The sequence below is a fragment of the Xanthomonas sp. AC360 genome (assembly GCF_979258225.1).
This window is the reverse complement of sequence record NZ_OZ409846.1, coordinates 3,135,473-3,150,146: the sequence shown is the minus strand read 5'-3', so window position 1 is coordinate 3,150,146 and position 14,674 is coordinate 3,135,473. Positions and strand designations below refer to the sequence as shown.

The following is a 14,674-nucleotide window of genomic DNA, read 5'->3' as shown; positions in this document are numbered from 1 at the left end:
AGGACCTGGCTTTACATGACCGATCTGACCCGCCCCACCTTCCACGGCTTCGAACAGCTGCCGCTGCGCGAGTACGCCGAACGCGCCTATCTCGATTATTCGATGTACGTGGTGCTCGACCGCGCCCTGCCGTTCCTGGGCGACGGCCTGAAGCCGGTGCAGCGCCGCATCATCTTCGCGATGAGCGAGCTCGGCCTGAACGCGGCCGCCAAGCCGAAGAAGTCCGCGCGCACCGTGGGCGATGTCATCGGTAAGTACCATCCGCACGGCGACAGCGCGTGCTACGAAGCGCTGGTGCTGATGGCGCAGCCATTCTCGTACCGCTACCCGCTGATCGAAGGCCAGGGCAACTTCGGCTCCACCGACGATCCCAAGTCGTTCGCGGCGATGCGCTACACCGAATCCAAGCTGACCCCGATCGCTGAAGTGCTGCTGGGCGAGATCAGCCAGGGCACCACCGACTGGGCGGCCAACTTCGACGGCACCCTGGAAGAGCCAACCTGGTTGCCGGCGCGCCTGCCGCACCTGCTGCTCAACGGCACCACCGGCATTGCCGTCGGCATGGCCACCGACGTACCGCCGCACAACCTCAACGAGATCGTCAGCGCGCTACTGCGCCTGCTCGACGACCCCGATGCCACGGTCGCCGACCTGTGCGAACACGTACTGGGCCCGGACTACCCGACCACCGCGGAAATCATTACCCCGGCCGCCGACCTGCGCGCCATCTACGAGACCGGCCATGGCAGCGTGCGCGCACGTTCCACCTATAAACGAGAACACGCCAACATCGTCATCGATGCCCTGCCGTATCAGGTGTCGCCGTCTAAGGTGATCGAACAGATCGCCCAGCAGATGCGCGCCAAGAAGCTGCCGTGGCTGGAAGACATTCGCGACGAATCCGACCACACCAGCCCGGTGCGTGTCGTCCTGGTGCCGCGCTCCAATCGCGTGGATGCCGAGCAGTTGATGGGCCACCTGTTCGTCACTACCGATCTGGAACGCAGCTACCGCGTCAATCTCAATGTGATCGGTCTGGATGGCCGCCCCAAGGTCAAAAATCTGCGGCAGCTGCTGACGGAGTGGCTGACCTTCCGCAGCGACACCGTCACCCGCCGCCTCAACCATCGCCTGCAGAAGGTCGAGCGTCGCCTGCACCTGTTGGAAGGCTTGTTGATCGCTTTCCTCAATCTGGACGAAGTGATCCGCATCGTCCGCAGCGAAGACGAACCCAAGCCGGTGTTGATCGCCCGTTTCGCGCTCAGCGAGGAACAGGCCGAATACATCCTGGAAACCAAGCTGCGTCAGTTGGCGCGCCTGGAAGAAATGAAGATCCGTGGCGAGCAGGAAGCGCTGGCCAAGGAACGCGCGCAGTTGATGGCCATCCTGGAAAGCAAGACCAAGCTGAAGAAGCTGATCAAGGACGAGCTCACCGCCGACGCCAAGAAGTTCGGCGACGCACGTCGCTCGCCGCTGGTGCAGCGCGGCGCCGCGCAGGCGATCGACGAAACCGAGATGGTCGCCAGCGAACCGATGACGGTGGTGCTGTCGGAAAAGGGCTGGGTGCGCGCAGCCAAGGGCCACGAGGTCGATCCGGCCGGCATGTCGTATCGCGATGGCGACAGCCTGCTGACCGCGGTGCGTAGCCGCAGCACGCATCAGGTGGCGTTTCTGGATTCGGACGGCCGCGCCTACTCCACTGCCGTGCACACCCTGCCCTCTGCACGTGGTAACGGCGAACCATTGACCGGGCGTTTTTCGCCGGCCTCGGGCGCGTCGTTCCAGGTCATGGCCAGTGCCGACAACGCCACCCGCTTCGTGCTGGCGTCCTCGCACGGCTATGGCTTCGTGACCCGTTTCGAAAACCTCACTGGCCGCAACAAGGCCGGCAAAGCGATGCTCAACCTGACCGCCGGCTCGCATGTGCTGAGCCCCGCGCAGGTGAGCAACCCGCAGACCGACCGCATCGTTGCCGTCACCAGCGCCGGCAACCTGCTTGCGGTGCCGGCCACCGACGTGCCTGAGCTGGACAAGGGCAAAGGCAACAAGATCATCGAGATCCCCAAGGCCAAACTCGGCACCGAGCGCGTGGTGGCGGTGGTCGCGGTGGCACCGGGCAACACCCTGCTGGTCCGCAGCGGCGCACGCACCATGAGCCTGTCGTTCAAGGATCTGGACACGTATGTGGGCACACGTGCGAGTCGTGGCTCATTGTTGCCGCGAGGGTGGCAGAAGGTGGATGGACTGGAAGTGCAGTAACGGCCTGTTATCGCGGTGATGCGCCGCGGCGCGGTTGCATTGCCGCCGCCGCGTTTCACTGAGGCGCGGCAAAAGGTCGACGGACTGGAAGTGCAGTAACGGTCTGCCATCCAATCGGTGCGCGGCGGCGCGGTTGGCATCTCCGCCACCTCGGTTTACCGAGGCGGCGGCAGAAGGTGGAAGGACGGGATTTTCCATTGCAATGAATCACCAACGCACCGCGTTGCGGCGCATTGGCTGGGAGGTTCAATGCTGTACGCGGATGGCCAAGAATCAAACGCCGGTGATCTCATCGAGATCGACTCGCAATATCGCGGGAAAGTCGTTGCCTGCATGGACATGGCCGATTATCTTCCGGGACACGAGAGCTGGAGCTATCTTGGCAACGGCATCATGGTCGATACGGATTTTGGTGGCCTGGTTCATTACGATCAGGCCTCTGCGGATGCAGAAGGACTGCTACTCATTGCGCGTCTGCAAGCCAGTTGAATCATGCAGTCACGTCCGTCCATGGCACGCGACCTGATTTAAGCAATTGCTGTAGCGTCTCTGCCAAGAGCAGCGAACAAGATGACTGCGCTCACCGCCAGGCGGGCGCGGCCGGTGCTCGGTGCGGCAGGGACCATGCGTACGCTCCGGTCCCTGCGCGCCGTCCACACCCACCTGACAACTGCTCGCTACGTTTTGTTAGCCGCTCTAAAGCACCGGACATGTTTCGGTGAGCCATCCTCGTGGCATGCAACCACGCAGGCAGCGATTTGATCGATGCACTTGGCAGCAAAACGCACTCCATCACCCGCAACACTGAGCAAACCTGCCGCGCTGCGCGCACAGGCGCGATTTTTTTCGTAAGCGCGATGCCGCACTGCGTTGCACCAACACGACGAGACCATGGACACAAACTTCTGGCTACAGCGCTGGCAGGACGGACAGACCGGCTTTCATCAGGATGAGGTGATGCCGCTGCTGCAAAAGCACTGGCCCGCACTGCAGTTGCCACACGCTGCACGCGTGTTGGTGCCGCTCTGCGGCAAGACGCTGGATCTGCATTGGCTGGCTGCGCAAGGCCATCGTGTCCTGGGCGTGGAGCTCTCGCCGCTGGCCGTGACGCAGTTCTTCGATGAGGCCAACCTGCAACCGCAGCGCCACATCAGTAGCGCTGGCGAACATTTCGTCGCCGGCCCCATCGAGATCATCTGCGGCGACGCCTTTGCGCTGGACGCAAGCGTATTAGCCGATTGCACGGCGGTCTACGACCGCGCCGCGCTGGTGGCCTTGCCGGCGGATCTGCGCCGGCGGTACTTGGAAACCACCTACGCGCGCTTGCCTGCAATGTGTCGCGGGCTACTGATTACGCTGGATTATCCGCAAGCCGAAAAGGCCGGCCCACCCTTCGCGGTGGATGCCGCCGAGGTGCAGGCGCTGTTTCAGGCGCAATGGCAGGTGCAGCAGTTGGAACAGCGCGACATCCTTGATCAGGAACCGCGCTTCCGTGCCGATGGCGTCACCGCGCTCTCCACCGCGGTGTATCGCCTGCAACGCAGCTGACGCCCGGCCTCACCGCCAGTGTCGGCTACACCGCGGCTGACCGCAGGCAACGTCGAGACAAAGTCTGCAACGCCACTCTCGACGCCTGGACGGCCTTGACGAAAAACGCCGGCACCAAGCCGGCGATCTAGCTCAGCTCGATCAGCGGTAGAGCGATGAGATCAGCACATCCGATCGGGGCGCAATCGATGCGTGGGCCGTCTATCGCGCTGGCCCATACGCCGAGGCCGCCACCGCCGCGCGGCCTTGCACCGCACAGCGGTCAGCAGCGATCCCGCAATCAACCGGCCACGTGGCCCTTGTCGATCTTCGAGGTCTGGTACAGCTCCAGGCCGATCCGCTTGATCAGGCCGAGCTGCTGCTCCAGCCACCAGGCATGATCTTCTTCGGTGTCCTGCAGCTGCTTGAGCAGCATGTCGCGGCTGACGTAATCGCCGTGCTCTTCGCACAGCCTCATGCCGGCAGCGAGCGCCGCGCGTACTTCGTATTCCACCACCAAATCGCGCTCGAGCATCTCGACCACGGTCTTGCCTGGCGCAAACTCTGCCGGACGCATATCCGGATCGCCTTCCAGGAACAGGATGCGACGTAGCAACGCGTCGGCGTGCTCGGTCTCTTCCTGCATCTCATGATTGATGCGCTCGTACAGCGCCATCAGGCCCTGATCCTCGTAGCGGCGCGAATGCAGAAAATACTGGTCGCGTGCCGCCAGTTCGCCGCGTAGCAGCTGCTTGAGGTAATCGACGACTTCGGGATGGCCTTTCATGGTGTGCTCCAGCAACGCAATGCGCGCATGGTGCACTAAGCCGGCGGGCAATGATCTAATCGGAATCACTTTCAGTTGCGCTTGCGGCAAGACCACTCGCAGTCATGATCTGCGGCCACACTGAGACGCCCCACATCACCCCGGCGCAGCGGCAAACGGGCGGTATCGGCCGGCGCTGCATTTGATGCGCCTGTGCGGCCGCTCCCGCCCTACTGCCCGCCAAGGTCTGTCGGCTACCCACGAACCACGCTCCAAGGAATAGACGATGCGCAAATGGCTGACCCGGCTGATGTTGGCAACTGTGGTACTGGTGCTCGCCGCGGGCCTGACGCTGTATCTGCTGCTGCGCGGCAGCCTGGCGCAGTTGGACGGCGAGACGCCCTTGACCGGCCTGACCGCCCCAGTCGGCGTGCAGCGCGACCACAACGGCGTGGTCACCATCGACGCGGCCAGCCAGGCCGATGCGATGCGCGCACTCGGCTACGTGCATGCGCAGGAGCGCTATTTCGAAATGGACCTGATGCGCCGCGCGCCTGCCGGTGAATTGTCCGAACTGTTCGGCCCCAAGGCGGTGGATCTGGACAAGCGCAACCGCGTGCATCGGCTGCGCGCACGCGTGCATGCCAACCTGGACATCGCCGCCGGCAGCCAGCGCGCGGCTCTGCAGGCCTACACCGACGGCGTGAATGCAGGTCTGGCCGCGCTGCCGGTGCGGCCGTGGCCATATCTGCTGCTGCGCCAGACCCCGCGCGCCTGGACGTTGGACGACTCCATCCTCACCGGCCTGGCGATGTATGCCGACCTGCAGGACAGCGACAATCAGACCGAACTGGCTGCCGCGCGCATCCGCGCCGTGGTGCCGCCCGCCCTGGCGGCGCTGCTCGATCATCAAGGGTCCAGCTGGGACGCGCCGCTGTTCGGCGCGGCGCACGGCGATGCCGTGTTACCCGATGCGGCTGCGCTGGATCTGCGTCGCTTGCCGCATCCGCCCGCTACACCGCCTGCCGAGCAACCCACCCCGGGCAGCAATAATTTTGCAGTGGATGGCAGCCTCACGGCCGACGGCCGCGCCATCGTCGCCGACGACATGCATCTGGGCCTGCGCGCGCCCAATATCTGGTTCCGCGCGCGGCTGCGCTATCCCGACGCCGCGGCGCCGGACGGCAAGGTGGACGTCACCGGCTTCACCCTGCCCGGCCTGCCTGCGGTGGTGGTCGGCAGCAATGGCCATGTGGCCTGGGCGTTCACCAACAGCTATATCGACACCGCCGACTTTGCGCGGATTCCCGCCGCCACGCCCGAGCATCCGCAAGCGCTGACCACGCATGTGGAAACGATTCGTGTGGCGGGCGCTGCGCCGGTGCGCCTGGACGTGCGCGAAGCGGCGTGGGGACCGATCCTGCATGAAAACCCCGATGGCAGCCTGCTGGCGCTGCGCTGGGCCGCGCAGCTACCCGGCGCGATCCGTCTGGACTTCGCACAGATGAGCAGCGCACGCGACCTGCAGAGCGCATTTGAAGTGGCCGACCGCTCGGGCATTCCGGCACAGAACCTGTTGCTGGCCGACCGCAGCGGGCGCATCGCCTGGCGCCTGATCGGCGCACGTCCTGCACGCAACGCCGGATGCGGCCCGACCGGCATTGCCGAGCTTGCGACCTCTGCAGCGCAGCCGACCTTGCCCACACCTCCTGCGCCGGCCGGCACACCACCGGCCACCTGCATGCCATGGCCGGTGCGCAGCGATGCGGCGCCGGCATTGGTCGACCCGCCCTCGCATCGGCTATGGACCGCCAATAGCCGCGTGGTCGATACGCAACAACTGGCCACGCTTGGCAATGCCGGCTACGACCTCGGCGCGCGTGCGCAGCAGATCCGCGACGACTTGTTCGCAAAGCAGCGCTTTAGCGAGCGCGATCTGCTGGCGATCCAGCTGGACGACCGTGCGCTGTTGCTGACGCGTTGGTGGCAGCTGTTGCGCAGCGTGGTCGAGCACAGCAAGGACCCGGCGTTGCAGCAGATCGAACAAGCGACGCAGCAGTGGGACGGCCATGCATCCACCACGTCGGCCAGCTACCGCATCGTGCGCGATTTCCGCAGCAAGACCATCGATGCGGTAGAAGCCGGTCTGCTGGCGCCCGCCCAATCTGCATTGGGCGAGCAGTTCCTGACGCCGCGTCGCGCACAGCTGGAAGGCATCGTCTGGCCGATCTTGCAGCAGCGCCCGGATAACCTGCTGCCGCCTGCCTTTGCAAGCTGGGACCAATTGCTGAGCGATGCTGCACGCAGCGCGCAGGCGGAGTTGGTGGCACAGGCCGACCCAGGCCAGCCACTCGATGAGCGCACCTGGGGCGAGCGCAACACCGCCGCCATCTGCCACCCGATCGCACGCGCGCTGCCGGCGTTGGCCGCGCGCTGGCTGTGCATGCCGGCCGACCAACTCCCAGGCGATCGCGACATGCCGCGCGTCCAGGGCCCGGCCTTTGGCGCCTCCGAACGCATGGTGGTGTCGCCCGGCCACGAGCAAGACGGCATCGTGCACATGCCCGGCGGCCAGAGCGGCCACCCACTGTCGCCGTTCTGGGGCGCCGGCCACGACGACTGGGTCCACGGCCGCCCCACGCCATTCCTGCCGACAACCACCACCCACACGCTGCGTTTGCAGCCGCAGTAAGCGCACTGGCGTTGTCCGATCTGTCGGATACGGTCTCGATGCAAGCGAAGAAATGATTGAGCCGCAGTAGCCCCTCTCCTGCGGGAGACCTGCCGACCACCACAACGCACACGCTGCGTTTGCAGCCGCAGTAGGCGCGCTGGCGTTGTCCGATCTGTCGGATACCGGTCTCGATGCAAGCGAAGAAATGGTTGAGCCGCAGTAGCCCCTCTCCTGCGAGAGAGGGGTTGGGGTGAGGATACGTGCGCACGCCATGCGACCGATAGCATGCGATGCGACGCATCCTCGGCTTGTTTCAAGCGGCTTGTGCATGACAAACACCACGAGGCTTCGTGTGTCCCCTCATCCGCCCTTCGGGCACCTTCTCCCATCGGATGAAGGAGAGCGCTGCACTTCTGACGTCTGCATTTAAAGCAACTAACAAAATGACTGTGCAGCCACCAGGCGGGCGCGGCCGGTGTTCGATGCGGTATGGACCACGCGTACGCTCCGGTTACTCCGCGCCCCCGCCTGACGACTGCTCGCTACCTTTTGTTAGCCACGCTTATGAGTTGCGTTTGGCGTTTGGCGTTTGGCGTTTGGCGTTTGGCGTTTGGCGTTTGGCGTTTTGGATGCTGCACCTCGCACATCTGCACGTTTAAGCGTCTAGGCATCCGCACGGCTGGCGGGGCGTGTCGTCAAGCGAGCACAGCATGATAAGATGCATTTGATAACCATTATCATTAACGACCAATGCGCCCCACGCTTCTTGTCACCGCGCTGACCGCTGCGCTCGCCCTGCCCTCGCCATCCGCTTTCGCTCAGCACACCAGCACCTCGCCTGCGGTCACCGAACTCGATGGCATCAATGTGGTCGGCCGTGCGCAGACGCTGTACAAATCCGACGATGCAGCGGTCGCCACGCGTACCGACACGCCGCTGGCGCTGGTGCCGCAATCGGTGCAGGTGCTGCCGCGCGAGTTGATCGACGACCAGGCCGCGCGCCAGATCACCGATCTGTATCGCAGCATCAGCGGCATCAGTTTCTTCAGCTACGCGGGCGTCACCTTGCGCGGGTTCCGACAGGAAAACGTGCTCTACGACGGTCTACGTGGCGATCCGTATGCAGGCTTCTCGGTGCCGCAGCTATTCAACATCGAACGCGTGGAAGTGCTCAAGGGTCCGGCCGGTGCGTTGTATGGCGGCGGCGAACCCGGCGGCGTCATCAACTACGTCACCCGCAAGCCTGCGCACCAGGCGCAGCGGCGGGTGGAGCTGCAGCTGGGCAATCAATCGTTCGGCGCAGCGTCGTTCGAAGCCACCGGCCCGGCGCGCGAAGACGGCCGCATCCGCTATCGCATCGGCGCCTATGCCGATGGCGAGGATGGCTTTCGCTGGAACACCGATAGCCAAAGCCAGATCGGCGATGCCTCGGTGGCCTTCGATGTCGGCGACACCGGCGAGCTCACCCTGCAATACACCGATATCACCCAGAACCTTGGCGGCAATCGTCTGCGCGGCGTGCCGGTCAATGACGACGGCAATTTCCTCACCGACCGTCGCTGGAACCACAACGAGCCCACCGATTTTCTCGACATGCGCGCCAAGGTCGCGTTCGCGCAGTATCGGTTTGCGCCCTCCAGTGCGTGGGATGTGGACATGGCGCTGCGCTGGTTCAAAAACGATGAGCACCAGATCTATCACGAGCCGATGGGCTTGATCGACCGCGATCGCGACGGCACCGCCGAGTGGATGACGCGGCAGTTGCGCAACCAGTACCGCGACAACGATGCCATTTCCAGCAACGTCAATGCGGTGTTCCGCACCAGCACCGGCGCCATCGCACACAAGCTGCTGATGGGCGCCGATTACTATCGCCTGGATGCCGATTTCCGCGCGCAAACGGCAAACACCGCAGATAGCGGACGCGTGCGCGGGCAGGTGCCGGGCATCGACCTGTTCAACCCGGTCTACGGGCGTAGCGGCTTTTACGATTACGGCCTGGACACGCTGCCCTGGCGTGCCACCAGCACGCGTAGCCTGCGCTACGGCGCGTATCTACAAGACGAACTGACGCTGACGCCACGCTGGTATGCGATGGCCGGACTGCGCTGGGATGGCTTCAAGGACGACAACCTGCTGGATGGCTCGCGCATCACCGGCAACGACCTCAGCTGGCGCGTGGGCAGCACCTTCGTGCTGCGCGATGGCGTCAATGCCTATGCGAGTTACGCCAGCGGGTTTGTGCCGCAGGACGCGGCAAATCAGGATGCGAGCGTCGGCGGCCCGTTCGACCCGGAGCGCAGCAAACAATGGGAGCTTGGCCTGAAGACCGCGCTCAACGATGGCGGGCTGACGCTCAATACCGCGCTGTATCGCATCGAGCGCAGCAACATCGTGCAGGCCAACGGCAGCGTCGTCGATGGCGTCAACCAACTATCTGCGCTGGGCCTGGTGCGCAGCGAAGGGCTGGAGGTTGACCTGCTGGCCGATCTGACCCAGCGCTGGGTGCTCAACCTGACCTACGCCTACAACGATGCGCGCGTGCTCGATGCCGGTAGCGACGGCATCACCAATGCATCGGGCGATCGCTTCGCCAATGCACCGCGCAACACGCTCGGGCTGTGGACCCGCTACGACTTGCCGGCCTGGCGCTCGGCGGTGGCCTTCGGCGCCGACTATGTGGGCGAGCGCGTCAGCCTGGACGGCCAGCGCGTGAAGCCGTACGCCATCTACGACATCAGCTGGCAGACGCAATGGGACGCATGGAAGCTGCAGATCAACGTCAAGAATCTATTCGACAAGGTGTACGCGATGAGCGGCTTCAACGCGCGTGGCGGGCACTTTCCGGGCGAGCCGCGACGCATCTATGCGCAGTTGGCCTATACCTTCTGAGCACGGCGACTCGTCGCTCAAACATCTGCAGCACGGACGCTTGCAACGCCGGCGCGCCCTCCGGCAAGCATCGCCATCACGATCACGCTTGCGTCCATGCAACACGCACTCGCCACCACCGCAACTGCGCGTTGAAGCACAGTTGCACTGCGCACGATTGCCACGCAATGAACCTGCGCCGAATCGCGCAGGCCGTCATGGGCTGGAACTTAACGTTCGGTGGGACACACTAGAGGCCGTCGCGATCTGGAGATCTCTCCACACCGATCGCCCCCCTCCCCTCACTGACCGGAATCCGCATGCCTCAGCTTGCCCGCTCCGTTTCCGCCCTGTTGCCCCTGGTGTTTGCAGCCGCCTGCTCGGCCGCACCACCGGCTAAACCCGGCCCACCCGACGCGCCTGTCGCCAGCTGCACCGCCAAGGTGAAGCCGGGGCAGGATCTGCAAAAGGCCATCGATAAACTGCCGCAAGGCGATACGCCGTCGGTGTTATGCCTGGAAAAAGGCGAATTTCCGCTGCGTGGGCTGGTCTCGATCCACCGCGGCAACCTGACCTTGCGCGGCAAAGGCCCAAGCACGGTGTTGCGTATGGCCGATGGCGTGCAGCAACCGGCACTGGTGGTGGGCGACTACGAAAATCAGCAGCCGACCGGCGTGATCCGCAATGTCAGCATCGAAGACATGCAGATCGTTGCCAGCACCGGCGACAAGGAATTCATGCCCGAGCGCCCGTACCTGAGCAACAGCGCAGTGGTGGTGCGCTCCGGCCAAGGCATTCGCCTGGCGGGGTTGCAGGTCAACAAGTGCCGTAGCGCCTGCCTGTTGAGCGAATACGACACGCGCGAGATCACCATCGAAAACAACGATGTGTCTGGCGCGATCTGGGACGGTGTGTCGTTCAACCGCACCGCCAAGGTCACCATGGTCAACAACTACATCCACGACAACGTGGCGGCCGGGTTGACCACCGAACATCTGGAAGACAGCGAGATCCGCAACAACCGCTTCGAGCGTAACGGCAGCCAGGGCATCTATCTGTCCGATGCGCGGCGCAACCGCTTCAGCAACAACGTGTTCGATGGCAACAAGGTGGCCGGCGTGTTCCTGGCCTGCGCCATCCGCTATCGCACGCCGGAAATCCTGTGCTGGGACAACAGCATGAGTCAGGACAACGTGTTCGAGAACAACCGCTTCTCCAATACGCCGTTCACCTACACCATCGGTGTGGACCGTGCAGCCAACTGCACCGCGGCCGACTTCAAGCCCAACCTGTGGCGTAACAACCAGGCCGATGTGGCCGGTGTGGATATTGAGCCGCAGCGCTATGGCTATTGCGTGCGCCACGAGCAATAAACACGTGCACTACAGAGCGGCCGGCAGCGCGTTGGCGCATGCCGGCCGCTGCAGTTGCAACGCGCGTTACGAGGCCAGTGCCTGTTCGTGCACGCCGGCGATCGCACGGCCCGACGGGTCGGCCATTGCGGCAAAACTCGCATCCCAGGCAATCGCGGTCGGCGACGAGCACGCAATCGACTTTCCGCCCGGCACCGTTTCTGCCGCCGCCTGGCTCGGGAAAAACTGCTCGAACAGGCTGCGATAGAAATACGCTTCCTTGGTCTGCGGCGGGTTGACCGGAAAACGCCGGTCGGCCGCAGCCAGCTCGCGGTCGCTCACATGCGCGGCGGCATGCGCCTTGAGCCCATCGATCCAGCCGTAGCCCACGCCATCGCTGAACTGCTCTTTCTGCCGCCACAGGATCGATTCGGGCAGGTAGCCGGCGAACGCTTCGCGCAGCACGCCCTTTTCCATGCGCGTGGCGCCGGTGCTGGTCTTGTCGATCATCTTGAAGCTGGCATCCATGCGCATGGCCACATCCAGGAACTCGCGGTCCAGGAACGGCACGCGCGGCTCCACGCCCCAAGCCATCATCGACTTGTTGGCGCGCAGGCAATCGAAGTTGTTGAGTGCATCCAGCTTGCGTACCAATTCCTCATGGAATTCGCGCGCGTTCGGTGCCTTGTGGAAGTACAGATAGCCACCAAAGATTTCGTCGCTGCCTTCGCCCGACAGCACCATCTTGACGCCCATGGCCTTGATGCGCCGTGCCAGCAAAAACATCGGCGTGGACGCGCGAATGGTGGTGACGTCGTAGGTCTCGATGTGGCGGATCACTTCCGGCAACGCGTCCAGGCCTTCTTCGAAGGTGTATTCGAACCCGTGGTGCACGGTGCCCAGTGCTGCGGCGGCCACTTCTGCAGCGGCAAGATCGGGCGAGCCTTTCAGGCCGATCGCGAACGAATGCAGCCGCGGCCACCACGCTTCGGTGGTGTCGTTTTCTTCGATGCGATGCCGTGCATAACGCGCGGCGACGGCTGCGACCAACGACGAATCCAGACCGCCCGAGAGCAACACGCCGTACGGCACGTCGGTCATCAACTGACGATGCACCGCCCGCTCGAAGGCTTCGCGCAATTCCTGCAATTGCACCTGCACGCCTTCCACTTCGCCGTATTCGCGCCAGGCGCGTTCGTAGTAGCGGCTCAATGCGCCGGTGGCGCTGTCGTACCAATGGCCCGGCGGAAACTGTGCGGCATCGGCGCAATCGTCCACCAGCGATTTCAGCTCGGAGGCCACGCGCAGGCGGCCTTCACGATCGTGACCCCAATACAGCGGCACCACGCCGATCGGGTCGCGCGCAATGATCACGCGCCCGGCCGCCTTGTCCCACAGTGCGAACGCAAAGATGCCGTTGAGGCGGTTGAGATACGAGGCCGGCGCATCTTCGCGATACAACGCGTTGATCACCTCGCAATCGGAGCCGGTCTGGAAGGCGTACGGCTGCTGCAGCTCCTGCTTGAGTTCGCGATGGTTATAGATTTCGCCATTCACCGCCAAGGCCAGCTGCCCATCTTCCGAGAGCAAGGGCTGCGAGCCGCCGGCCGGGTCGACGATGGCCAGCCGCTCGTGCACCAGGATCGCGCCGGTGTCGACATACACGCCGCTCCAGTCCGGACCGCGATGCCGCTGCCGCTGCGAACATTCCAGCGCCTGCCGGCGCAGGGCCTGCAGATCGTCGCCGGGTTGCAGGCCGAAAATGCCGAAGATGGAACACATGGAAACACTCCTGATGAAACTGCGGGGATGGATGGCCGGTGGACGAGCATGCTGCTTGGAAGTGACGCCCAAAAAAAAACCCGCATCGGCCGATGCGGGTTTTCTGATTCCTGGGCGTTTGGATGTACTTCGCCTAGTCGCAGACCCGCATCGGCCGCGCACGATTATTCGCGCGCAGCGTGTTGCGGTTGGCGTTATTAAGCTTGGCGAGGCGGATGACCATGTAACCGACGCTAACCGTTCGTTTTCGCTGGCGCAACTGTTTCAGCGGCAACGACGGCGGCGCAGCGCTTGCTCAACCGATCAACAAGCGTTCGACAAGCGTGCGGTACAGCGACGGCAAAGCCTCCAGATCGGCCACGCGCACATGCTCGTCCACTTGGTGGATCGACGCGTTGACCGGGCCGACCTCGATGCATTGCGCGCCCAGCGGCGCGATGAAGCGCGCATCGGAAGTGCCACCGCCAGTGCTCTCCTCCGGCGGCGCGCCAGCGAACTGGCCCAACACTTCGCGCGCGACGCTGCGCAGTCGGCCCTCCGGGGTGTAGAACGGCTCGCCGCTGCGGTGCCAGCGCATGCTGTAATCCAGCGCATGGCGATCCAGCACTGCGGTGATTTCTGCTTCCAGTCGCGGCGCATCCCACTGCGGGGTGTAACGCAGATTGAAGGCGACCTGGAGTTCGCCGGGGATCACGTTGTTGGCACCGGTGCCGGCATGGATGTTGGAAATCTGCAGACTGGTGGGCGGGAAACTTTCGAAACCGTCGTCCCAGCGCCGTGCGACCAATTCGGCCAACGCGGGCGCCGCCAGATGGATCGGATTGCGCGCCTTGTGCGGATACGCCACATGGCCCTGCACGCCATTGACGGTCAGCGTGCCGGACAAGCTGCCGCGGCGTCCAACCCGCAGCAGGTCGCCCAGTCGCTCGGTGGACGATGGCTCGCCGGTGATGCACCAATCGATCGCTTGCCCACGTTCGCGAAACAGATCGGCCACACGCCGCACGCCATCGATGGCATCGCCTTCCTCGTCGGAGGTCAACAACACCGCCAAGGTGCCGGGGTGCTCCGCATGGGCCGCAACAAACTGCTCGGCGGCAATCACGAAGGCAGCCACGCTGCCTTTCATATCGGCGGCACCACGCCCGTACAGCACGCCATCGCGGATCTGCGGATCGAACGGATCGCTGGTCCACGCCTCGCGCGGGCCAGGCGGCACCACATCGGTATGCCCGAGCAGCACCAGCACTGGCGCACCGCTGCCATGGGTTGCCCACAGATTGTCGACCTCGCCCAAGCGCAGGTGCTCGCAGGCGAAGCCCGCGGCAGTCAAGCGCCCTGCAAGCAGTGCTTGGCAGCCAGCATCGTCAGGGGTCACCGAGGGGCGTGCGATCAGATCGCAGGTCAGCTCCAGCACATCGTTCATGTCGTCAGGCCTTATGT

At 64.2% G+C, this 14,674-nt stretch carries 9 protein-coding genes and 2 other RNA genes; 8 read left to right on the top strand and 3 right to left on the bottom strand.

The window, feature by feature from the left end; genetic code table 11:
- Nucleotides 1-15 precede the first annotated feature (15 nt).
- The 4 genes from parC to ACZZ0O_RS13605 all read left to right on the top strand — a co-directional run bounded on the left by parC (nt 16) and on the right by ACZZ0O_RS13605 (nt 3,807).
- Nucleotides 16-2,259: a DNA topoisomerase IV subunit A gene (parC, locus tag ACZZ0O_RS13620; protein WP_055845059.1), complete on the top strand. Its 2,244-nt coding sequence runs from the start codon at nt 16-18 to the stop codon at nt 2,257-2,259.
- A gap of 249 nt (nt 2,260-2,508) precedes the next feature.
- The gene (locus ACZZ0O_RS13615) at nt 2,509-2,748 is read left to right on the top strand and encodes a hypothetical protein (RefSeq protein ID WP_463591018.1); all 240 of its coding nucleotides are present in this window, start codon (nt 2,509-2,511) and stop codon (nt 2,746-2,748) included.
- Nucleotides 2,749-2,876: 128 nt separating this feature from the next.
- Nucleotides 2,877-2,952, top strand: a non-coding RNA gene (locus tag ACZZ0O_RS13610) — sX9 sRNA.
- Nucleotides 2,953-3,150: 198 nt separating this feature from the next.
- A complete protein-coding gene (locus tag ACZZ0O_RS13605; protein ID WP_463591017.1) occupies nt 3,151-3,807 on the top strand; it encodes a thiopurine S-methyltransferase in 657 nt (218 codons plus the stop codon).
- Between the two features lie 280 nt (nt 3,808-4,087).
- Here the strand turns inward: ACZZ0O_RS13605 and bfr are convergent, their stop codons facing one another.
- Complete coding sequence (bfr, locus tag ACZZ0O_RS13600; RefSeq protein ID WP_463591016.1) at nt 4,088-4,573, bottom strand: bacterioferritin; 486 nt, start codon at nt 4,571-4,573, stop codon at nt 4,088-4,090.
- A 265-nt stretch (nt 4,574-4,838) separates the two neighbouring features.
- Here bfr and ACZZ0O_RS13595 point away from each other — a divergent pair, with 265 nt between their 5' ends.
- The 4 genes from ACZZ0O_RS13595 (at nt 4,839) to hpaM (ending at nt 11,470) form a co-directional block, all read left to right on the top strand.
- Nucleotides 4,839-7,244: a penicillin acylase family protein gene (locus ACZZ0O_RS13595; protein WP_463591015.1), complete on the top strand. Its 2,406-nt coding sequence runs from the start codon at nt 4,839-4,841 to the stop codon at nt 7,242-7,244.
- A gap of 471 nt (nt 7,245-7,715) precedes the next feature.
- Nucleotides 7,716-7,784, top strand: a non-coding RNA gene (locus ACZZ0O_RS13590) — sX9 sRNA.
- Between the two features lie 192 nt (nt 7,785-7,976).
- Entirely contained in the window at nt 7,977-10,118 is a 2,142-nt protein-coding gene (locus ACZZ0O_RS13585; RefSeq protein WP_463591014.1) for a TonB-dependent siderophore receptor, read from the top strand.
- A 299-nt stretch (nt 10,119-10,417) separates the two neighbouring features.
- Nucleotides 10,418-11,470, top strand: a complete 1,053-nt coding sequence (gene hpaM, locus ACZZ0O_RS13580) for a type III secretion-associated outer membrane-bound protein HpaM (RefSeq protein WP_463591013.1) — start codon at nt 10,418-10,420, stop codon at nt 11,468-11,470.
- A gap of 66 nt (nt 11,471-11,536) precedes the next feature.
- On the opposite strand, the gene asnB is transcribed toward hpaM, so the two are convergent.
- Both asnB and dapE read right to left on the bottom strand, forming a co-directional pair.
- On the bottom strand, nt 11,537-13,231 hold the full coding sequence (asnB, locus tag ACZZ0O_RS13575) for an asparagine synthase B (RefSeq protein ID WP_055845080.1): 1,695 nt from the start codon (nt 13,229-13,231) through the stop codon (nt 11,537-11,539).
- A gap of 295 nt (nt 13,232-13,526) precedes the next feature.
- The gene (dapE, locus tag ACZZ0O_RS13570; protein WP_463591012.1) at nt 13,527-14,657 is read right to left on the bottom strand and encodes a succinyl-diaminopimelate desuccinylase; all 1,131 of its coding nucleotides are present in this window, start codon (nt 14,655-14,657) and stop codon (nt 13,527-13,529) included.
- Nucleotides 14,658-14,674 lie beyond the last annotated feature (17 nt).

What these genes read in the sequence shown, in the direction of transcription:
- bfr (WP_463591016.1), bottom strand. Translation starts at nt 4,573, where the DNA reads ATGAAAGGCCATCCCGAAGTCGTCGATTACCTCAAGCAGCTGCTACGC.
- ACZZ0O_RS13615 (WP_463591018.1), top strand. Translation starts at nt 2,509, where the DNA reads ATGCTGTACGCGGATGGCCAAGAATCAAACGCCGGTGATCTCATCGAG.
- ACZZ0O_RS13585 (WP_463591014.1), top strand. Translation starts at nt 7,977, where the DNA reads ATGCGCCCCACGCTTCTTGTCACCGCGCTGACCGCTGCGCTCGCCCTG.
- hpaM (WP_463591013.1), top strand. Translation starts at nt 10,418, where the DNA reads ATGCCTCAGCTTGCCCGCTCCGTTTCCGCCCTGTTGCCCCTGGTGTTT.
- parC (WP_055845059.1), top strand. Translation starts at nt 16, where the DNA reads ATGACCGATCTGACCCGCCCCACCTTCCACGGCTTCGAACAGCTGCCG.
- ACZZ0O_RS13605 (WP_463591017.1), top strand. Translation starts at nt 3,151, where the DNA reads ATGGACACAAACTTCTGGCTACAGCGCTGGCAGGACGGACAGACCGGC.
- ACZZ0O_RS13595 (WP_463591015.1), top strand. Translation starts at nt 4,839, where the DNA reads ATGCGCAAATGGCTGACCCGGCTGATGTTGGCAACTGTGGTACTGGTG.
- dapE (WP_463591012.1), bottom strand. Translation starts at nt 14,657, where the DNA reads ATGAACGATGTGCTGGAGCTGACCTGCGATCTGATCGCACGCCCCTCG.
- asnB (WP_055845080.1), bottom strand. Translation starts at nt 13,231, where the DNA reads ATGTGTTCCATCTTCGGCATTTTCGGCCTGCAACCCGGCGACGATCTG.